Genomic DNA, 16,400 nt, shown 5'->3' on the forward strand with positions numbered 1-16,400 from the left:
TTATGGCAGGCTGGTGGCGTGACCCCGCACACCGATGCCCGGCCCGTGGCCACCGTGCTGCCGGGCCGTCCCTGCTCCATCGCGGCCGCGCTGCACGTCCTCGGCGAGAAGTGGGCGCTGCTCGCGGTGCGCGAGCTCTTCTACGGCAACCACCGGTTCGACCGGATCGTCCGCAACACCGGTGCCCCGCGCGACCGGCTCACCGCCCGGCTGCGCGGCCTGGAGGAGGCGGGAGTGGTCGAACGCCGCGCCTACAACGAGCGCCCGCCGCGCTACGAGTACCACCTCACCGAGGCCGGCCGGGACCTCGCCCCGCTCATCCAGGCGCTGCTCGTCTGGGGCGACCGCTGGTTGTCGCCCCAGACGCCGGTGGTGCTGCGGCACCAGGCGGACCACCCGTTGGACGCTGCCTGGACCTGCCGCACCTGCGGGACGGAGGTGCGCGGGCCGGACGTCGAGCTGGAGATCCGTTCCCCGGGCTGGGACCGTCAGGGCCCTACCGTCCCCGGCCGGGACGGAGCCGATCATCTCGACGGTGGCGAAGGAAGGTGCCCGCACGGAAAAAGGTGACGGCACCAGCCACGATGGCTGGTGCCGTCACCTGAACCGTCAGCGTGTACAGCTTCGGGTCTCGGCGGTGATCCGGACGCTGCGGGCTCTCGCCGCGCGGCCCGGGATGCCGCCGGTGGCCGGGTCAGTGGTGACCGCGACCGGTGTGGCGGCGACGCTGGAAGGCGGCGACGGCGGCGACGCCGACGGCGGCCAGCGCGACCTGGAAGACCAGTTCGATCCAGTCGATGCCATCGGTGGTGGCGACGCCGACCTGCTGGGCGATCGCGGTGCCGATCAGGGCGGCGACGATGCCGACGCCGATCGTCAGCAGGAAGCCGATGGGCTGGCGGCCCGGCAGCACCAGCCGGCCGAGCGCACCGATGACGGCGCCGATGACGATCGCGATGAGAATTCCGGTGATGGTCATGCCTTGACCTCCTTGAGAGGGTGAATCGCTGCGCCATCTATGCCCGATCTTTGGCATTCACACCTTCCTTGCCGCAACCTCTTGTCCGGACGGCGCGACGACTCCGTTCGGGACCAGCCGGAGATGCCCTCTCACCAGGCACGATCGTGCGGTCGCGGGCCGCGCGCACGTCGATCAAGTCGGTTTGCAACGGTCCGATAACGCCCGCGCTCGCGCCTTTCTCGGCGCGGGGGAGGGGCCTTCTGGATGGTCCGCCCTGTCGCTCCTAAAGGCCTGCACGGATAAGGAAGCACTCCCTGATACGGCGCAGAAGACCATGCCGGACAGGTGCGCCGACCTAGGGACACCGGCCCGTTCAGTTCAGTGGGTTGTGCCGCCCGGGAATGGTCCGGTGCATTCCTCGCTGAACAGATGGACCAATACTCCGTCACCCTCCTCCGCCCGCCCTACGCGCATGGCGTCGGCGAACGCGGCAGAGAAGAAGGTGACATATCCGGTGAACTGGCCGGGGCTCGTCGCCACCTCGCCGGTCGAGACGCGCACGATCACCGGATGCCCCGGGATCGACGCGCCGAGCACGCGGAGCGCCTCCCGGGCGAAGGCGACCCCGCGCCGCATCAGCAGGCGGATCCGCTCGTCCCCGTGCACGTGCCTTGCGTCAGGACTGACGATCGCCATCCGTGCCGTTCTCCCGCTCACCGAAAGCCTATTTGTCCACCTGCCGCTGCTGGACGTCCCGGTCGCCGACAGCACCGGCGCAGGCGACGCGTTCACCGCCGCACTGATCGCCGGGCTCGCCCGCGGCGACTCCGTCGCGGACGCCGCGCGCCTGGCCACTGCGGCCTCGGCCGCCACCGTCGGCTACCGGTGTTCCAGGCGGCGTTCCTGACGGCCGTCGAGCGCACCGGAGCCGCCGTCGCGACCGCCGTGGTGTTCGGGCTGGCGCCGGTGAGCAACGGGGCGTGCGAACGGATCGTTCTGCGCACCCGCCTGACGTGCCGCTGGATGATCGGCACCGTTTGTGCCGTGACCGGATGCGCGTTGCTGACCGCGCCCCTGTCCACCGGCCGCCCCGATCCGCTCGGCATCGCTCTGGCGCTGCTGGCCGGAGCCTGCTTCGGCGTCTACACGATCGCCGCGCGCCTGCTCGTGCTGCGGCAGGTCGGCATGGCGGCGGTGGCGGTGGCGGTGACGTTGCTGGTGGGCGGCGCGCTGCTGCTGCCCTGGACGTTCACCGGCTTCGCGCAACTGGCCGCGCCCCGGCCCCTCGGCCTGGTCGCTTGGCTGGGACCGGTGACGACCTCGGCGGCGTACATGTTGTTCGTCGGCGGGCTGCGCCGCGTGAGCGCCGCGACCGCGGGGACGCCCAGCCTCGCCGAGCCGCTGGTGGCCGCCGTGCTGGTGCTGGACGAACGCATACCCGCGCCGGTGGTGGCCGGTTCGTTGCTGCTGCTCGGCGGGCTGGTCATCGTTTCCCTGCCGACGCGCGGTCCCGGCGCGGCGCGGCGGCGCATCACCCGCACCGCCGAGCCCGACCACACCGCCACTCGATGACCGCGCGGCGGGCGCTGTGCGGCCGTCGCCGGGCGGCAGCACCGCCCGGCCGTCGTGAACGGACCTTCGGGGGGTCAGTTCTCCCGGGTCCAGGCAGGCGTGATCCGCACCTCGCGGAGGCGCCAGCCCGCCGCCGTCCGCACCGCGGTGCAGTACTGCCGCAGACCGCCGGTGAAGTGGGGCGCCTGGCCGTCGCGGTAGTAGTACACCAGCGAGTTCCCCGAGGCGGCCGCCTGGTCGCCGTCGATGTCCACCAGCAGGTCGGTGGTCGTGTGCTGGCTGTGCTGCCCCTCGACCTCGCCCTGCCGCATGAAGCCGACGACCTTGTCGATGCCGTGGAGTTCGCCTCCGCGCGGGGAGTGCACCGCCACGTCGTCGGCGAAGACGGTGTCGGCGTCCTCCCAGCGCTGCTCGTCGAGCAGGAGGGCGAAGCGGGCGAACAGGTCGGTGATCTCGATGCGGTCGGCGAGGAACGTTTCTGCGGACATGGCATTCCCTTTCGTTCTGGGGGCGGTGAGTTGCGAGGAAGGAGCGCTCAGGAGTTGGCCAGCACCGTGTTGGCCCTGTCCAGGACGACGCTCAGGACGCGGCCCGCGGTGGCCAGGTCCTCGGCCGGCTGGTCGCCCCACAGTCCCTGGACGATCGGGCCGAGCGCGGTGCGGACCTGCGTCCAGCGCGCCTGCCCTTCGTCGGTGACCTGGACACGGCCGTCGCCGCCGTCGCGCAGGAGCCCTGCGGCGGTCAACTCGGTGATGCGCTCGGCCACCGACGCCTGGCTGAACTGCGTGGCACCGCTGACCCGGCGGATGAGTTCGGCGCGGTCGACGGTCCCGCCACTGACGGCGGTCAGGGTGAGGGTCACCCACTGGGGCTCGGTGATGCCGGTCCCGGCGAGCTGCCGCTCCAGGATCGCGTTGAGCGCCTTCTCGGTCTGGCCGATGAGCGCGGTGCCGAAGGGCGGGGCCGTGGTCGTCACGATGGTCTCCAACTCCGTTCGCTTCACTAACGTTAGATTCATTAACGTTAGTGCCATGAACGAAGTTACATCGTTAGTCCGACTAACGCAACGGGATAGGATCGGCGCCATGACCAGCAGAGCCGAAGCCGCGGACATGCCCGACGACGGCGAGACCAGGACGCCGGACAGGCTGCGCCGACGGGCCAGCCGCCTGCTGTCACAGGTGTCCGCGAAGTCGGACCGGCTGATGGGCGAGGGGCTGGCCCGGGTCGACGCCCGCAGGTGGCACTACGCCGTGCTCGCCTCGCTGGAGGAGTACGGTCCGGGCAGCCAGGCGACGCTGAGCCGGCGCACCGGCATCTACCGCAGCGACATGGTCGGCGTCCTCAACGAACTGGCCGAGCGCGGCCTCGTCGAGCGGGGACCGGACCCCGACGACCGCCGCCGCAACGTCATCACGATCACCGCCCAGGGCGGCCGGCACCTGCGCCGTCTCGACAAGGTCCTGGACGATCTCCACGACGAGCTGCTCGCGCCGCTGCTCCCCGCCGAACGCGACCAGTTCGTGCACCTGCTCACCCGCCTGCTGGACCACCACACGCAGCAGGCGCCCCCGGCCTCCTGACCTGGCAGTACGCGATAGGCGGCGGCACGGACGCGGGCTTTCGGTCGGCAAGGGGACATCAACCCAAAGGAGACGAACGCGCGATAGGCGCCGCCCAGGAAACGTAGATCATTGGCGGGGTGCGCCGGGCTGGTCGCATAGTTCCTTGAAGGTGTACTGCGCCCGTCCGCGCTGGATTTTGAAGATCTTTTCGGCGGTGAACGGGGGCGCGACTGCATCCCTGGGGCGGGTTGTGAGGCCCTGTGGGGTGGGGGTTGTGGGGGTTCTTGACTTAGGTGTGGCGCGGGAGATGCTGGTCTTGACCTGGGGTTGAGGTGGGGGCGGGGGAAATATACCCAGGGTTGACCTGGTTGAGACGGGTGTGACCGACGGGGGAAGACCCCTGGTCACGGCGCCGCTCGACCCGCCCGGCCAGCCCGGCCCCGCCAGGACCCACCAGCACCTGCTCGGTCCTGCAGTGAAGGCGCCCCACTCTGTTCACCGCACACCCTCCCGCTTGACCCGAGGGCATCCGTGCACCGCCGAACCCGCACCCTCTGCGTGCGGGACCGGGGACCCACCGTTACCCGGGGTGAATCCACCCTCCCGACCGCTTCACGCGGCTCGCGGGGGGTGGTAGGGCCACTTCCACGCCCGAACCCGACAGCTAACCCGGTAGGCGCACTGGAAGATCAGGAGCACCCCACCGCATGACCACCCACACCACCCCTGCCACCACCCCCACCACTGCTGCTGCCGCTGAGCGCACCGGCATCAAGCACACCGCCAAGCGTGCTGCGGCCGCGTCCCTGCTGTCGGCCACCGCCCTGGCCGGACTCACCAGCCTGACCGGGCTCACCGGTACCGCGCACGCTGAGACCCGGCCCGCCGCCCAACCCGCCACCAACACCAACACCGCCGGTAGCGCTGCGGGGAGTGCGGCTGCGGCCAGTGCGCAGAAGGTCGTCGACACCGCCCTGTCCCGGGTCGGTGAGGGCCAGGCCGCCGACGGCACCTCCGCCTTCGGCAAGTGGTACCAGACCACCACCCGCCAGACCGGCTACGCCACCGCCCCCTGGTGCGACATGTTCCTCAGCTGGGCCGCCACCCAAAACCACCAGGACCACAACACCGGCCGCTTCGCCTACACCCCCTGGCACGCCACCTGGTTCAAAAACCACCACCGCTTCGACCGCACCCCCCGCGTCGGCGACTTCGTCTTCTTCGACTGGAACGGCGGCCACACCATCGCCGGCATCGACCACGTCGGCATGGTCACCAAAACCACCCCCCACGGCACCATCCACACCGTCGAAGGCAACATCGGCGACAAAGTCATCACCCGCAAACACCACAACCTCAAAAACATCGTCGGCTTCGGCCACCCCAACTACGGCGCCTAAACACCACCCCCAACCCAGCCCCCCACCCCCAACCCAGCACTGACCCCCACCGGCCGCCACGCTCCCCAGCGTGGCGGCCGGTGGGGTTGGGACGCTCAAAGCGCGCTACACGGTGGCGTTCCAGCGGTCCAAGGCGGCGTATGCGGGCTGCCACTGTGCGCTGTAGGCGGCGCGGGCGGGTTCGGGCAGCGGCGCGAGCATGGTCGTCACGGTCTGCTCGGTGGCGCCCTCCAGCAACCACGGGACGAGCCTGGGGGCGTCGGGGCCGATGCGCTGCCCGTGGACCTGGCCGAAGTACGCCCACTGCTGCGGGGTGGCGACCGCCTGGATCAGCGGCAGCGCCTGGTCCTCCTCATGCTTGAGATGGCCGGCCAGGCCGGTCACCAGCGCGTCGGTCAGGTCCCCGAGACGGTCGAGCGGAGCGCCGGGGTCGGACAACGCCGCGTCGATGGCCTCGATCACCTCCTCGACGGCGGCGTGCTCGGCCTCCATCGCCTCCAGCATGGCCAGATCGTCCGGCCGGCCGGCGAGCGTGACCCGCAGCGCGGGCCACAGCGCGTCGTCCTCGGCCGTGTGGTGGACGCGCAGGGACGTGGTGAACAACTCCCAGCCCACGGCGGTGCGCAGGACGGCCCGAGGGTCGTCGTCGAGGCGGGCGGTGACCTTGGCCAGGTGCTCCAGTTCCCGCCGCAGCGCGTCGTGCATGGCGTACATCGGCGTCATGTCGAGCGTGTCGCTCACAACATGCTCCTTTCCAGGGGGCCGGGTCAGGCCCAGTTGGTCCCGGCGGGTTCCTTGATGGCGGCGTTGAGCCGGTTGAACATGTTGGTGACGCCGATCAGCATGAGCAGGCCGGCGATCTGCTTCTCGTCGAAGTGGTCGGCGACCTGGTCCCACAGCCGGTCGTCCACCGCCTCACCGGACAGGTCGGCCAGCCGGGTGACCGCCTCGGCCAGCGCCAGTGCGGCCCGCTCGGCGTCGTCGAAGAACGGCGCCTCGCGCCACGCGGCGACCGCCGCGATCCGCTCGCCGCTCTGGTCGGCCTTGACCAGGTTGGCGTGGTGGGCGTACACGCACGCCGAGCAGCCGTTGATCTGGCTGATGCGCAGCCCCACGATCTCCTGCAACTCGGGCGAGACGCCGCCGGCGTTGACGGCCTTGAAGATCCCCCCGATGCCCTTCATCGCGTCGGGCAGGACGAAGGCGGGATTGGTCATGCGCGCTTGCATCATCGTTTCCTCTCGCAGTGCGGGCTGCCACACCGGATCGCTCGAACCCGTCACCGCTGCGACGGGCACCGGTGTGACCAGCACCAACCCTCGTCCCGGCCCGTGTCTAGATCAACGTAAACTTCGTGCACGCGGTGATAACGCACGGCTTATGACCGCAGATGGGAGCGCCGGTGGAGCTGCGGGACATCGAGATCTTCCTGGCGCTGGCCGAGGAGTTGCACTTCGGCCGGACCGCCGCCCGGCTGCACGTCTCGCCGGCGCGGATCAGCCAGGCGATCAGCCAGCAGGAACGCCGCCTCGGCGGCCTGCTGTTCGACCGCTCCAACCGCCGGCAGATCCGTCTCACCCCGCTCGGCCGCCAGCTCTGCGACGACCTCGGCCCGGTGTACGCGGGACTGCGCGACAGTCTGGAGCGCGCCCGCCAGGCCGCCCAGGGCATCACCGCCACCCTGCGTGTCGGCATGTTGCCGTTCAACATCGCCGAACTGCATCCCTACTGGAAGACCTTCCGCGCACGGCACCCGCAGTGGCACCTGCAGATCCGCCGTGCTCCCTTCATCGACCCGTTCGCCGGGCTTCGCAAGGGCGAGCTCGATGTTCTGGTCGTATGGCTTCCCGTCGAAGAACCCGACCTCACCACGGGGCCGGTCCTGTTCACCGACTCGCGCCTGCTCGCGGTGTCCGTGGAGGACGAGTTGGCCGGACGGACCTCGGTGTCACTGGAAGCGCTCGCCCACCGCCCCCACGCCAAGGCCCCGCAAATGCCGGACTACTGGGAGGACCGGTACCTGCCGTTCTGGACCCCGCAAGGCCACGCCATCGAACGCAGCCAGCCCATCAGCAACGTCGACGACCTCATCAACCTGGTGGGCACCGGGGAGATCGTCCACACCTTTCCCGCTCACGTCACCAAATACTGGGCGATGCCGCACATCCGATGGCTGCCCATCCGCGACATGGCTCCCCTGCCCTACGCCCTGGTGTGGCGCACGGAGAACGAGAACGATCCCATCCGAGCACTCGCCCGCATCGTGAAGGACCTCGGACCGATGCACCCGCACGGCACCTGAGCGGCGAGACGCCAGGAGCACGATCCAGTACCACCGCGATGGTTCCGACTCAGCGGATGGACCAGGAGTTGCGGCGGTGATGGTCGTGTGGTCCACGGTCGTGGTCGGTGCGCTCGATGACGTTTGTGCCCCCTGCGATTTTTGGCCATTTGAAATCGGGTCTGAGGAGGTTGTGACGTCCGGGATCCTGGAGGTGGCGGAGGGTTTCCTCAAAGCGCCCGCCAAGCCCGCGCGGCAGATCCGCTTTCCCCGGATTCCCGCACTCCGCATGGAGTGTTGCCGCGCGGGCCCGCCTGAGGCTGGTCCTTGCGTTCGCGTCGATCGCAGTATCTCTGGGCCCGCCCGATCGCGCCCGGTCCGTGGAGGAGCCGGAAGTTACCCCCAGGCTCCTTTTCGGCCAGCGCCGCCGCCGGGCCGTGGCCGCGTCGGCATCCCGCCCGAGCGACCACGGCCCGATGGGCCGCCGTGTACATCGGAGCGACGCGCGGGGCCGGCCGTCTCTGATCGAGACGGAGTCGGTCAGACGGGAGTGGGGCGGGAGCGGTCCAGGCCGAGGCGGATGGCCAGGCCGGTCAGGATCGAGGCCATCAGGTAGCGCTGGACGCGCTGCCAGAGGGGGCGGCGGGCGAGGAACGCGGCGATGCCGCCGGCGCCCAGGACGATCAGCCCGTTCACCGTGAGGGCGATGGCGATCTGGACGAGGCCGAGCAGCAGGCTCTGCAGCGCGACGTGGCCCCGGTCGGGGTCGACGAACTGCGGCAGGAGCGAGACGTACAGGACGGCGATCTTCGGGTTCAGCAGGTTGGTGACCAGGCCCATGGTGAACAGGCGGCGCGGCGAGTCAGCCGGTAGTTCCTTCGGCGCGAAGGGGGTCGTGCCGCCCGGACGGATCGCCTGCCAGGCCAGCCACAGCAGGTAGAGGGCGCCGCCCACCTTGAGCGCCGTGTAGAGGGGCGGGACGAGCGTGAAGACGGCGGCGATCCCGGCGGTGGCGGCGGCGAGATAGCACAGGAAGCCGACGGCGACGCCGCCGAGCGAGATCAGGCCGGCGCGGCGGCCCTGCGTCACCGACCGCGACACCAGGTAGATCATGTTGGGGCCGGGGGTGAGAACGAGGCCGAGTTCGACGATGGCGATGCCTGCTATGGCGGCAAGCGAGACCAATTGTCCTCCTTGGGGTGATCGCTCGATCGTAGGGCGCGACAGAGCGGGCCTCGCTCCCGGGGCGTCCGGACGACCGGTCCCGAAGACGTGCAGCGCCTCGTCTGCTCAACTCTTCGGCAGACGCAAGGTCCAAGTCCAAGCCGCACGCTGAGCCACCCGCCGGACAAGGAACCGGGTGGAGCAGGTCATGGCCACCGATAAACACCTCGACATCGGCCGCGGTGATCGGGGACGCTTCGCACGATGACCAGAATCGACGACACGCCTCCCGCATGGGACGAGCGCAGCCAGCTCACCACGTTCCTCGACTACGCGCGCGACACCGCCCGCGCCAAGTGCGACGGCGTCTCCGCGGAGAACGCGCGCAAGGCCCTCCTGCCGGGCTCACCTCTGATGACCATGAGCGGAGTGATCAACCACCTGCGCTGGGTCGAGTACTACTGGTTCCAGGTGGTCTTCCTCGGCGAGGAGGACCGGGGCCCCTGGACCGAGGACGACCCCGACCGCGAGATGCGCATCGCCGTCGACTTCCCGCTCGCGCAGTTGCTCGACGAGTACGCCGAACAGAGCGCCCGCTACCGCGACCTGGTCGCCGGGCAGGACCTGGAGAAGCGGGCTCAGCGCGCCGTCCGCAACGGCCTCCACGTCGACCTGCGCTGGATCCTCCTCCACCTCACCGAGGAGACGGCCCGCCACAACGGCCACCTGGACATCCTGCGCGAGATGCTCGACGGCACGACCGGCGGCTAGCTCCGACGAAAACCGGATCGAGGCGTTAGCCGATCTTGTCCAGCAGTTTCTGGCAGGCCGCCGCGCAACGACGGCAGGTCTCCGCGCACACCCGGCAGTGCGCGTGCATCTCGGCGTGCTGCTCGCATTCCTCCGCGCACGAACCGCACGCCTGGACGCATGACAGGACCTGAGCGCGGGTGATGTCCGCGTCGTAACCGGTGTGCCGGGAGAGCACGCGGGCGGTGGTGGCGCAGATGTCGGCGCAGTCCAGGTCGGTGCGGATGCACTTGCGCAGCCGGTCGACCTGCTCCTCGCTCAGGCAGGCGTCCGCACAGGCCGTGCAGGTCTGGGCGCACTCGATGAGCTGCTGGATCGTGTCGGCGAGCAGTTCCCGGTCCAGCTTGATCTCGGCGGGGTAGGCGTCGAGCATTTCGCGGACGGGCATCGGTACCTCCGGTTGCCTCGGGGCGACGGGCGCGGGCCTGGGCGTCGCGCCCTGTTCAGGACCGGGCCTTGGCGGTCTTGCGGTTGTTGGCCTTCTCGATCGCCTGCACCAGCTCGTCCTTGCTCATCGTGGAGCGGCCGGAGATGTCCAGCCGCTTGGCGAGGTCGTAGAGGTGCTGCTTGGACGCGTTCGCGTCGACGCCGCCCGCCGTCTTGCGCGCGGTGTTCCGGCCGCCTTCGGCCTGCTTGTCCGAAGGGCCCTTGGCACCCGCGGCCTTGGGCTCCCAGTGGTCGCCCACCTTCTCGTGGGTGTGCTTGAGAGCCGCGTAGGCGACGCGGTGGGCCCGCTGCCCCTCGCCGTACTCCTGCGCGGCCGCGTCGTGCGCCTTGGCGTAGGTGCGCTGGGCCTTGGCGTCGGAACGCTTCAACGTGTCAGGCAACTCCTGCTCGTCGACCTGTCCCTTGCCCTTGCTCTTCGGCATCGACACGCTCCTCCTGCCGGGCTTCCGCCCTCCGTGCTCCCTGCCCAGCAGCTCCTACCCCTTTCCGGACAACGCCCCGCATCACCTGTCAGAACCGCCCAGACTGCTTGGCTCGTCTTGACCTGCCGCCGCGCACTTGACCGGACGGAGCCGATCGGCCGACCGGGGGATGAAGGAGAGGCGCCTTACTACTTGATGGTGGCGAGGTGGTTCAGGACCTGGGGCCAGCTCTGGGCCTTTGCCGCGGCGTTGGCGGCGCGGGTCCCACCCAGTTCCAGCACCGTCCCGGTGACCGGATGGCGGATGCGGACGCCGGCGGGCAGGTAGGGCTGGGTTCCGACGCCGTGACCGGCGGCGGGATAGACCAGGGCTCGGTTGGCCAGGCGGGGTCGGTTCTGGTCGAGACGGGCCATGAGCCGCTGGGTCTGCGCCGCCGACGACCACAGCCGATCCTGTGCACCGGCGATGGCCAGGACGGGGGCGTCGACGCGGTCCACCGGGATGTCGGCCACGGCGACCGGCTCTCCGCCCAGCGTCCAGGCGACGCCGCTGGGAAGGCCGGGATTGACCCGGTCCGAAGGCACGTAGACCACGACACCGGCTATCAGGCCGGGCTGGTGCTGGGCCAGCAGGAGGGCCGCCTCGCTGCCTCGGGAAGAGCCCCAGGCCACGATCCGCGCGGGATCGGTCTTTGACTGCGCGGCCAGCGTCCGTGCCGCACGCGTGAAGTACTCCAGCGGCACATCGCGCAGGACGGTCGGCAGTCCTGGAGCGCCGAAATAGGCCAGGCTGAGAGTCGGATAGCCGTGTGAAGCGAGCAGCGCCGCATCCCGGCGGCCGGTGTTGCCGCCCTCGGAACCGCCGAACAACAGCACGGCCGTACGACGTCGTGCATCGGGCGGGGGAAGGAGCAACTCCCCGGCGATTTTGTCGGCCGCCACGGTGAAGGACTTGTGGGTCACCCCGTCCGCCTGCCAGCGGCGCTCCAACGTCTGGCGCGCCAGAACCCGGCCGTGGGCTTTCACCTCCAGCCGCACGGTGTAGGACCGCTGGCCGTCCAGATAGCCGGGAATGAATTGGGCCTGCTCAGGGTCGCCGTTGGCCGGAACCATCGACCACAACAATCCCATCGCGTCCGTTCCCGTATAGGTTCCACGGATCGGACGGTCCCGGGCCGGTTCCACGACGCCTTGTGCGTTGGCGCGGAAAGTGGCGCGGCCTGACCAGGGTTTGTTCTCCCGGTCCTGGGCCGATGCGGTCACGGTGATTTCGTCACGCGCCTTCAGGCCGCTGATTTTGATCCGGACGGGACGGTCGGCCAGTGCGGCACGCTCGTCGACGGTGAGGGTGGCGGTGTCGCTGTGCTCGCTTCCGCATCCGCCCAGCACTCCGGTCACCGCTAGTACGGCCAGCATCGTCCACAGACGGCACTTCATTCCGGTCATTCACCCCGCAGGTGGTGAGGGCGACCTGGGTGCTACAGGGAGGCGTTTTTTTTCTGCTGGGAGTCGGAGGCGGTCGCTCTTGTATGGATTGGCGTTCCTTACTAGCAAGGAACGTCGGCTGTTGACAGTCCGTGAGCGCGAAACACTGTTGCCTTAAGTGGCCATTCCGCTCAGTCGGGCCAGGCGCGGCCCCGGGAGGGGACGGTCGGGTGCGTGACGCTGATCGTGAGCCGGCCCGGCGGCGACGCGGGTTCGGTGTGTGAAGGCTCCGTCACTCTGGGTAGGAGAAAGCTGCATCGGTCCGGCTCTCCCGTCGCCGGAACCCGAGCGTCTCCGTGCCGCAGGCCCGGCCCCGTGCAGATCCGGGGCCTGAGCGGCGGTCCCGACAGAAAGAGGTTCCCATGCAGGTCGACCTGACCGGCAAAACCGCCGTGGTCACCGGGGCCGCACGCGGTCTGGGCGCGGCCATCGTCACCCGGCTGGCCGGCGCCGGCGCCACCGTGTGGGCCTTCGACATCCGCCAGCAGCTCCTGACCGATCTCTGCGACCAGCTGGCCGTCGAGGACGTCACCATCAAGCCCATGGTCGTCGACATCCGCGACGCCGCCCAGGTCGAGAACGCCATCGACACCGTCTGCGGCACCTCGGGCACCCTGGACGTGCTGGTCAACAACGCCGCCGTGGACGTCTCCAAGCCGATCGAGCACCTGGAGGCGGCCGAGGCCGACAACGTCGTCACCACCAACCTGCTCGGCCCGATCCACCTGTGCCTGTCGACCTACCGGCGGATGATCGGCCAGGGCGGCGGCCACATCGTCAACATCCTGTCCACCGCGGCCAACCGCACCTGGACCGAGGCCGGTCCCTACGCGGCCAGCAAGACGGGCCTGCGCGCCTTCACCCACACGCTGTTCAAGGAGGCGCAGCGCGACTGTCCGGGCATCGGCATCACCGGCGTCATCGCCGGGGGCATGGAGACCCCGTTCATCACCGAACGTTTCCCCGACACCGACCTGTCCAAGCTCCAGGACCCCGGCATCGTCGCCGACACCATCCTCTACGCGCTGTCGGTCCCCAAGGGCAGCGTCATCGGCGAGGTGGTCATCGTGCCCCGCGTCGAGTCCTCCTGGCCCTGACCCGCACGCTGTCAGGGCAGCGTCGCGCCGACGACCAGGTGGCGGTCCAGCCCCGTCAGGGTCAGCAGCCGGTAGATCCGCTCGCGGACGTTGACCAGCAACATCCGGCCACCGGCGGCGGCGACCTGCCGCCAACCGCGGATCAGCGCGTTCAGCCCGGACGAGTCGCAGAACACCAGGTCCGACAGCTCCAGCACCACCTGCGGCGGGACGGCCTGCTGCCGGGCCGTGCGGACGGCCTCGTCCAGCTGCTCCTGGAGCACCAAGCCGGTGGCGACGTCCAGTTCGCCGCACAGGTACAGCACCGTCCAGCCCGCCCGGCGGTCGACGCCGACGTGCAGCCCTTCGGCGCGGGCGGGCGAGGCCGAGCCGGCCGTCTCGACCATGCTGTCACCTTTCACGAGGGTCTGCCGTGGCGAATCCTGCCATCCTCGCGCACGGGGCCTACCGTCTAGCGGGCGGTCAGGACCGCGGCCTCCAGGGGGACGCCGGATCGGTCGCGCGAGGACGGTCGCCGGTCCGCAGAGCATAGGTGGCCCTGGCCGCGTCGGCGAGGGGGCCGAGGTAGACGTGCCCGGTCAGGTGGCACCACGCGGCCAGGTCCAGCGGCGCGGCCGGGTCCGAGGCGATCAGGTGCACCACCGTGCCGCCGGGCAGATCGGCCAGGCGGCCGCGCAACTCCAGCAGCAGCCGCACGCAGGAACGGTCACCACCGTCGATCACCACGGGCTCGCCGCCGGGGACGGGCGCGGTCACGCGGCCACCACCGACGTGGAGACGGCCCGGCCGTCGGCGCGCCATTCGGCCACGCCGCTGTCCAGCGGGCGGGCGGCGAACCCCCGGGCGCGCAGCAGGCGGACCGTGTCCATGACCGTCAGGCAGTAGCGGCCCCAGCAGTAGGCGACGATCTCGGTCCCGGCGGGCAGCTCGTCCAGGCGGTCGGCGAGCTGGTCGGCGGGGATGCCCAGCGCTCCGGGAAGGTGACCGGCGGCGTACTCGGCGTCCGAGCGCACGTCCAGCACCACGAGCCCCGCCTCCACCTCGGCCTCCGTTTCCGCCTCGGCCGCCAGCCGGGCGGCGAGCTCGTCGCGGGTGACCGGCTCCAGGTCGGTGGTGTCGCCGAGCCAGGCGTGCACGGCCTGCCGCACCTCGGGCAGGTGGGCGTGCGCGAGCTGCTTGGCGTGCTCCAGCAACACCGCCACCTGCGGATCGGCGAGGCTGTAGTACACGCGAGTGCCCGCCCGCCGGGACGTCACCAGGCCCGCCCGCGCCAGCTCCTTGAGCTGGGCGGAGGTGTTGGAGGTGCGCATGCCGGCCGCGTCCGCCAGCTCCTCCACTCCGCGCTCGCCCTGGGCGAGCAGGTCCAGCAGTTCCAGCCGCGCCGGGTTGGCCAGGGCCTTGCCGATGCGCGCGAAGCCCTCGTAGACCCGTCCCCTGGCCGACGTTCCTTCCACGACCGACCTCCAATAGTCTTTGGAGTATCGTAGGACAGCCCGGCCCGTTCTTGGAGGACGCATGAGCCCTGCGCACCACCGTTTCGTTCCGGCCGTTACGGCGACCGGTCCGTCGGCGGACGGCGTCGGGCACTGGGACAGGGTCTACCGGGACAACGATCCGCTCCGGGTGAACTGGTCCCAGGACGAGCCGCAGCCGTCGCTGGACCTGATCTGCGCGGTCGATCGCGGACGGCGCGGCGCGGTCATCGACGTCGGCGGCGGCGCGTCGCCGCTGGCGGCCTGGCTGGTGCGGGAGGGGTTCGAGCAGGTGAGCGTGCTCGACGTCGCCGAACAGGCCCTCGACTCGGCCCGCCGGAGCTCGGGGTCCGCGGCCCGCGCCATCGACTGGATCCACGCCGACCTGCTCACCTGGCGTCCCGAACGCACCTGGACGATCTGGCACGACCGGGCCGTGTTCCACTTCCTCACCGACCCTGCGGACCGCGCCGTCTACCTCGACGTGCTGCGCCGGGCGCTGGAACCGGGCGGCGCCGTCGTGCTGGGCACCTTCGCCCCCGACGGCCCCGACCGCTGCTCGGGGCTGCCCGTCGTCCGCTACGACACCGACGAGCTGGCCGCCCAGCTCGGCGACGACTTCTCCGTGCTGCTGTCGCACGTCGACTGGCACCACACCCCGGACGGCGACGCGCAGCCCTTCGCCTGGGTCACCGCCCGCCGCCACTGACCGGCCCTCAGGACGGCGCGATCGCCCAGGACGGGCGCCAGACCGGCTCGGGGAGCGGCGCCAGGTCCGCGAAGTGCTCGATGACCGGCCGCAGTCCCGGATGCGGGTTCGCCCGGGGGAGCATGAGGGAGATCGGGTAGGCGAGCGTCGGGTTCACGATCGGGATGCGGCGCAGGTCGTGGTTCGTCGGCCACATGTAGCGATCGCGCGAGCCGACGAGGGTGGCCACGTCGGCGGAGTCCGCGAGGGTGTCGAGCAGCACCTCGTCGCCGAAGTGCGGGCCCGCCGCGTCGATGCGGAGGTCGAAGGCGGTGGCGAGCTCGTCGTAGAACTCCGCCCACTCGCTCCGCGGCACGATGCCCGGCACCCAGATCCGGAGCTTGCGCAGCCGGGACGGCGTCAGCGTCCGCGCGGAGGCGAGTGGATGCCTGGGGCCGACCAGGAGCTCCAGCGGCGAGTCGAAGGCGTGGACCATCCGCACGTCGCGCGGCAGCGTGGCCGGATCGGTGACGCTGCGGAACGAGGCGTCGACGTCGCCTGCCTGGACGGCGGCGGCTGCCACGTGGGGGTCGTCGGTCTTGAGGGCCACCACGTCGAGATCGGTTCCGGGATGCGAGCGCCAGTAGTCGTGCAGGATGACGGCCTGCGCGCTCCGCCGGCCCAGCACGTCGATCCGGAGGGCGCGCGAGCCCGGCCTGACGGCGGTGACGGCACGGTCGACGCCCGCGACGATGGTCCGCGCGTGCGGAAGGAACGCCTGCCCGTCGAGGGTCAGCTCGACCCCCCGGGCGGTGCGGGTGAACAGGCGGACCTCCAGCTCGCGTTCCAGGGCGGCGATCCGCTTCGAGACCGCCTGCTGCGTCACGCCCAGTTCGTCGGCCGCGTGCTGCAACTGCCCGACCTCGGCCGCCCGGACGAACGTTCGCACCGCTTCGGTATCCATGGGGCGAGCTTACGAGCGCACAACCGATCGTTGTGGCTCGCGGCGTGCCGGTTGTTTGATCGCAGGATGGTGG

At 70.6% G+C, this 16,400-nt stretch carries 23 protein-coding genes and 1 riboswitch; of the genes, 9 read left to right on the forward strand and 14 right to left on the reverse strand.

Translation table 11 applies throughout. The features are described 5' to 3' along the window. Positions 1-18: 18 nt before the first annotated feature. On the forward strand, positions 19-570 hold the full coding sequence (locus tag AH6_RS16035; RefSeq protein WP_245679327.1) for a winged helix-turn-helix transcriptional regulator: 552 nt from the start codon (positions 19-21) through the stop codon (positions 568-570). Between the two features lie 124 nt (positions 571-694). On the opposite strand, the gene AH6_RS16040 is transcribed toward AH6_RS16035, so the two are convergent. Further along, complete coding sequence (locus tag AH6_RS16040) at positions 695-979, reverse strand: GlsB/YeaQ/YmgE family stress response membrane protein (RefSeq protein WP_067480154.1); 285 nt, start codon at positions 977-979, stop codon at positions 695-697. Positions 980-1,339: 360 nt separating this feature from the next. Then, on the reverse strand, positions 1,340-1,657 hold the full coding sequence (locus tag AH6_RS45930; protein WP_245679339.1) for a hypothetical protein: 318 nt from the start codon (positions 1,655-1,657) through the stop codon (positions 1,340-1,342). Positions 1,658-1,763: 106 nt separating this feature from the next. Here AH6_RS45930 and AH6_RS47095 point away from each other — a divergent pair, with 106 nt between their 5' ends. Both AH6_RS47095 and AH6_RS16050 read left to right on the forward strand, forming a co-directional pair. Then, positions 1,764-1,868, forward strand: coding sequence for a hypothetical protein (locus AH6_RS47095; protein ID WP_245679336.1), 105 nt, complete (start codon positions 1,764-1,766; stop codon positions 1,866-1,868). After that, positions 1,847-2,533, forward strand: coding sequence for an EamA family transporter (locus tag AH6_RS16050; protein ID WP_067480158.1), 687 nt, complete (start codon positions 1,847-1,849; stop codon positions 2,531-2,533). Before AH6_RS47095 ends, AH6_RS16050 begins: the two co-directional genes overlap by 22 nt. A 74-nt stretch (positions 2,534-2,607) precedes the next feature. Here AH6_RS16050 and AH6_RS16055 read toward each other — a convergent pair whose 3' ends face one another. Further along, a complete protein-coding gene (locus tag AH6_RS16055) occupies positions 2,608-3,021 on the reverse strand; it encodes a nuclear transport factor 2 family protein (RefSeq protein WP_067480160.1) in 414 nt (137 codons plus the stop codon). Positions 3,022-3,068: 47 nt separating this feature from the next. Beyond that, positions 3,069-3,509 (reverse strand): MarR family winged helix-turn-helix transcriptional regulator, encoded by a 441-nt coding sequence (locus AH6_RS16060; protein ID WP_067480377.1) that lies wholly within the window; start codon positions 3,507-3,509, stop codon positions 3,069-3,071. A gap of 109 nt (positions 3,510-3,618) precedes the next feature. Here AH6_RS16060 and AH6_RS16065 point away from each other — a divergent pair, with 109 nt between their 5' ends. Both AH6_RS16065 and AH6_RS16070 read left to right on the forward strand, forming a co-directional pair. Further along, complete coding sequence (locus tag AH6_RS16065; protein ID WP_067480162.1) at positions 3,619-4,116, forward strand: MarR family winged helix-turn-helix transcriptional regulator; 498 nt, start codon at positions 3,619-3,621, stop codon at positions 4,114-4,116. A 509-nt stretch (positions 4,117-4,625) separates the two neighbouring features. Beyond that, a riboswitch (cyclic di-AMP (ydaO/yuaA leader) is annotated at positions 4,626-4,791 on the forward strand. A 14-nt stretch (positions 4,792-4,805) separates the two neighbouring features. Then, complete coding sequence (locus AH6_RS16070) at positions 4,806-5,498, forward strand: CHAP domain-containing protein (RefSeq protein ID WP_067480164.1); 693 nt, start codon at positions 4,806-4,808, stop codon at positions 5,496-5,498. 105 nt (positions 5,499-5,603) lie between these two features. On the opposite strand, the gene AH6_RS16075 is transcribed toward AH6_RS16070, so the two are convergent. Both AH6_RS16075 and AH6_RS16080 read right to left on the reverse strand, forming a co-directional pair. Then, complete coding sequence (locus AH6_RS16075; protein WP_245679328.1) at positions 5,604-6,239, reverse strand: hemerythrin domain-containing protein; 636 nt, start codon at positions 6,237-6,239, stop codon at positions 5,604-5,606. Positions 6,240-6,265: 26 nt separating this feature from the next. Then, positions 6,266-6,715, reverse strand: coding sequence for a carboxymuconolactone decarboxylase family protein (locus AH6_RS16080; protein WP_245679329.1), 450 nt, complete (start codon positions 6,713-6,715; stop codon positions 6,266-6,268). Positions 6,716-6,900: 185 nt separating this feature from the next. Here AH6_RS16080 and AH6_RS16085 point away from each other — a divergent pair, with 185 nt between their 5' ends. Beyond that, positions 6,901-7,800, forward strand: coding sequence for a LysR family transcriptional regulator (locus AH6_RS16085; RefSeq protein WP_067480383.1), 900 nt, complete (start codon positions 6,901-6,903; stop codon positions 7,798-7,800). Between the two features lie 519 nt (positions 7,801-8,319). Here the strand turns inward: AH6_RS16085 and AH6_RS16090 are convergent. Further along, complete coding sequence (locus AH6_RS16090) at positions 8,320-8,964, reverse strand: LysE family translocator (protein WP_067480168.1); 645 nt, start codon at positions 8,962-8,964, stop codon at positions 8,320-8,322. A gap of 243 nt (positions 8,965-9,207) precedes the next feature. On the opposite strand from AH6_RS16090, the gene AH6_RS16095 reads away from it, so the two are divergent. After that, positions 9,208-9,714 (forward strand): DinB family protein, encoded by a 507-nt coding sequence (locus AH6_RS16095; RefSeq protein WP_067480170.1) that lies wholly within the window; start codon positions 9,208-9,210, stop codon positions 9,712-9,714. A gap of 25 nt (positions 9,715-9,739) precedes the next feature. On the opposite strand, the gene AH6_RS16100 is transcribed toward AH6_RS16095, so the two are convergent. The 3 genes from AH6_RS16100 to AH6_RS16110 all read right to left on the reverse strand — a co-directional run bounded on the left by AH6_RS16100 (position 9,740) and on the right by AH6_RS16110 (position 12,067). Then, positions 9,740-10,141, reverse strand: a complete 402-nt coding sequence (locus AH6_RS16100; RefSeq protein WP_067480172.1) for a four-helix bundle copper-binding protein — start codon at positions 10,139-10,141, stop codon at positions 9,740-9,742. A gap of 55 nt (positions 10,142-10,196) precedes the next feature. Continuing rightward, positions 10,197-10,622 (reverse strand): ChaB family protein, encoded by a 426-nt coding sequence (locus tag AH6_RS16105; protein ID WP_067480174.1) that lies wholly within the window; start codon positions 10,620-10,622, stop codon positions 10,197-10,199. 188 nt (positions 10,623-10,810) lie between these two features. Continuing rightward, positions 10,811-12,067 carry an acyl-CoA thioesterase/BAAT N-terminal domain-containing protein gene (locus AH6_RS16110; protein WP_083982916.1) on the reverse strand — a complete coding sequence of 419 codons (1,257 nt, stop codon included), beginning with the start codon at positions 12,065-12,067 and terminating at the stop codon, positions 10,811-10,813. A 401-nt stretch (positions 12,068-12,468) separates the two neighbouring features. On the opposite strand from AH6_RS16110, the gene AH6_RS16115 reads away from it, so the two are divergent. Then, the gene (locus AH6_RS16115) at positions 12,469-13,203 is read left to right on the forward strand and encodes an SDR family oxidoreductase (RefSeq protein WP_067480178.1); all 735 of its coding nucleotides are present in this window, start codon (positions 12,469-12,471) and stop codon (positions 13,201-13,203) included. Between the two features lie 11 nt (positions 13,204-13,214). Here AH6_RS16115 and AH6_RS42510 read toward each other — a convergent pair whose 3' ends face one another. The 3 genes from AH6_RS42510 to AH6_RS16130 all read right to left on the reverse strand — a co-directional run bounded on the left by AH6_RS42510 (position 13,215) and on the right by AH6_RS16130 (position 14,657). After that, positions 13,215-13,589 carry an STAS domain-containing protein gene (locus AH6_RS42510; RefSeq protein WP_169807866.1) on the reverse strand — a complete coding sequence of 125 codons (375 nt, stop codon included), beginning with the start codon at positions 13,587-13,589 and terminating at the stop codon, positions 13,215-13,217. 76 nt (positions 13,590-13,665) lie between these two features. Then, positions 13,666-13,959, reverse strand: coding sequence for a sulfurtransferase TusA family protein (locus tag AH6_RS16125; RefSeq protein WP_067480180.1), 294 nt, complete (start codon positions 13,957-13,959; stop codon positions 13,666-13,668). Beyond that, positions 13,956-14,657 (reverse strand): ArsR/SmtB family transcription factor, encoded by a 702-nt coding sequence (locus tag AH6_RS16130; protein ID WP_067480182.1) that lies wholly within the window; start codon positions 14,655-14,657, stop codon positions 13,956-13,958. The genes AH6_RS16125 and AH6_RS16130 overlap by 4 nt, the downstream gene beginning before the upstream one ends. A 61-nt stretch (positions 14,658-14,718) precedes the next feature. Between AH6_RS16130 and AH6_RS16135 the strand changes: the two genes are divergently transcribed. Then, a complete protein-coding gene (locus AH6_RS16135) occupies positions 14,719-15,384 on the forward strand; it encodes a class I SAM-dependent methyltransferase (protein ID WP_083982921.1) in 666 nt (221 codons plus the stop codon). 7 nt (positions 15,385-15,391) lie between these two features. Here AH6_RS16135 and AH6_RS16140 read toward each other — a convergent pair whose 3' ends face one another. After that, positions 15,392-16,327, reverse strand: coding sequence for a LysR family transcriptional regulator (locus AH6_RS16140; protein ID WP_067480184.1), 936 nt, complete (start codon positions 16,325-16,327; stop codon positions 15,392-15,394). Positions 16,328-16,400: the final 73 nt, after the last annotated feature.

The organism is Actinomadura hibisca NBRC 15177, assembly GCF_001552635.1.
GTDB classification, from domain to species: Bacteria; Actinomycetota; Actinomycetes; order Streptosporangiales; family Streptosporangiaceae; genus Spirillospora; species Spirillospora hibisca.

Excerpts from the sequence above, each read along its gene's own strand:
- AH6_RS16065 (WP_067480162.1), top strand. The coding sequence starts at position 3,619 with ATGACCAGCAGAGCCGAAGCCGCGGACATGCCCGACGACGGCGAGACC.
- AH6_RS45930 (WP_245679339.1), bottom strand. The coding sequence starts at position 1,657 with ATGGCGATCGTCAGTCCTGACGCAAGGCACGTGCACGGGGACGAGCGG.
- AH6_RS16095 (WP_067480170.1), top strand. The coding sequence starts at position 9,208 with ATGACCAGAATCGACGACACGCCTCCCGCATGGGACGAGCGCAGCCAG.
- AH6_RS16110 (WP_083982916.1), bottom strand. The coding sequence starts at position 12,067 with ATGACCGGAATGAAGTGCCGTCTGTGGACGATGCTGGCCGTACTAGCG.
- AH6_RS16140 (WP_067480184.1), bottom strand. The coding sequence starts at position 16,327 with ATGGATACCGAAGCGGTGCGAACGTTCGTCCGGGCGGCCGAGGTCGGG.
- AH6_RS16055 (WP_067480160.1), bottom strand. The coding sequence starts at position 3,021 with ATGTCCGCAGAAACGTTCCTCGCCGACCGCATCGAGATCACCGACCTG.
- AH6_RS42510 (WP_169807866.1), bottom strand. The coding sequence starts at position 13,589 with ATGGTCGAGACGGCCGGCTCGGCCTCGCCCGCCCGCGCCGAAGGGCTG.
- AH6_RS16040 (WP_067480154.1), bottom strand. The coding sequence starts at position 979 with ATGACCATCACCGGAATTCTCATCGCGATCGTCATCGGCGCCGTCATC.
- AH6_RS16115 (WP_067480178.1), top strand. The coding sequence starts at position 12,469 with ATGCAGGTCGACCTGACCGGCAAAACCGCCGTGGTCACCGGGGCCGCA.
- AH6_RS16100 (WP_067480172.1), bottom strand. The coding sequence starts at position 10,141 with ATGCCCGTCCGCGAAATGCTCGACGCCTACCCCGCCGAGATCAAGCTG.
- AH6_RS16070 (WP_067480164.1), top strand. The coding sequence starts at position 4,806 with ATGACCACCCACACCACCCCTGCCACCACCCCCACCACTGCTGCTGCC.
- AH6_RS16105 (WP_067480174.1), bottom strand. The coding sequence starts at position 10,622 with ATGCCGAAGAGCAAGGGCAAGGGACAGGTCGACGAGCAGGAGTTGCCT.
- AH6_RS16080 (WP_245679329.1), bottom strand. The coding sequence starts at position 6,715 with ATGACCAATCCCGCCTTCGTCCTGCCCGACGCGATGAAGGGCATCGGG.
- AH6_RS16135 (WP_083982921.1), top strand. The coding sequence starts at position 14,719 with ATGAGCCCTGCGCACCACCGTTTCGTTCCGGCCGTTACGGCGACCGGT.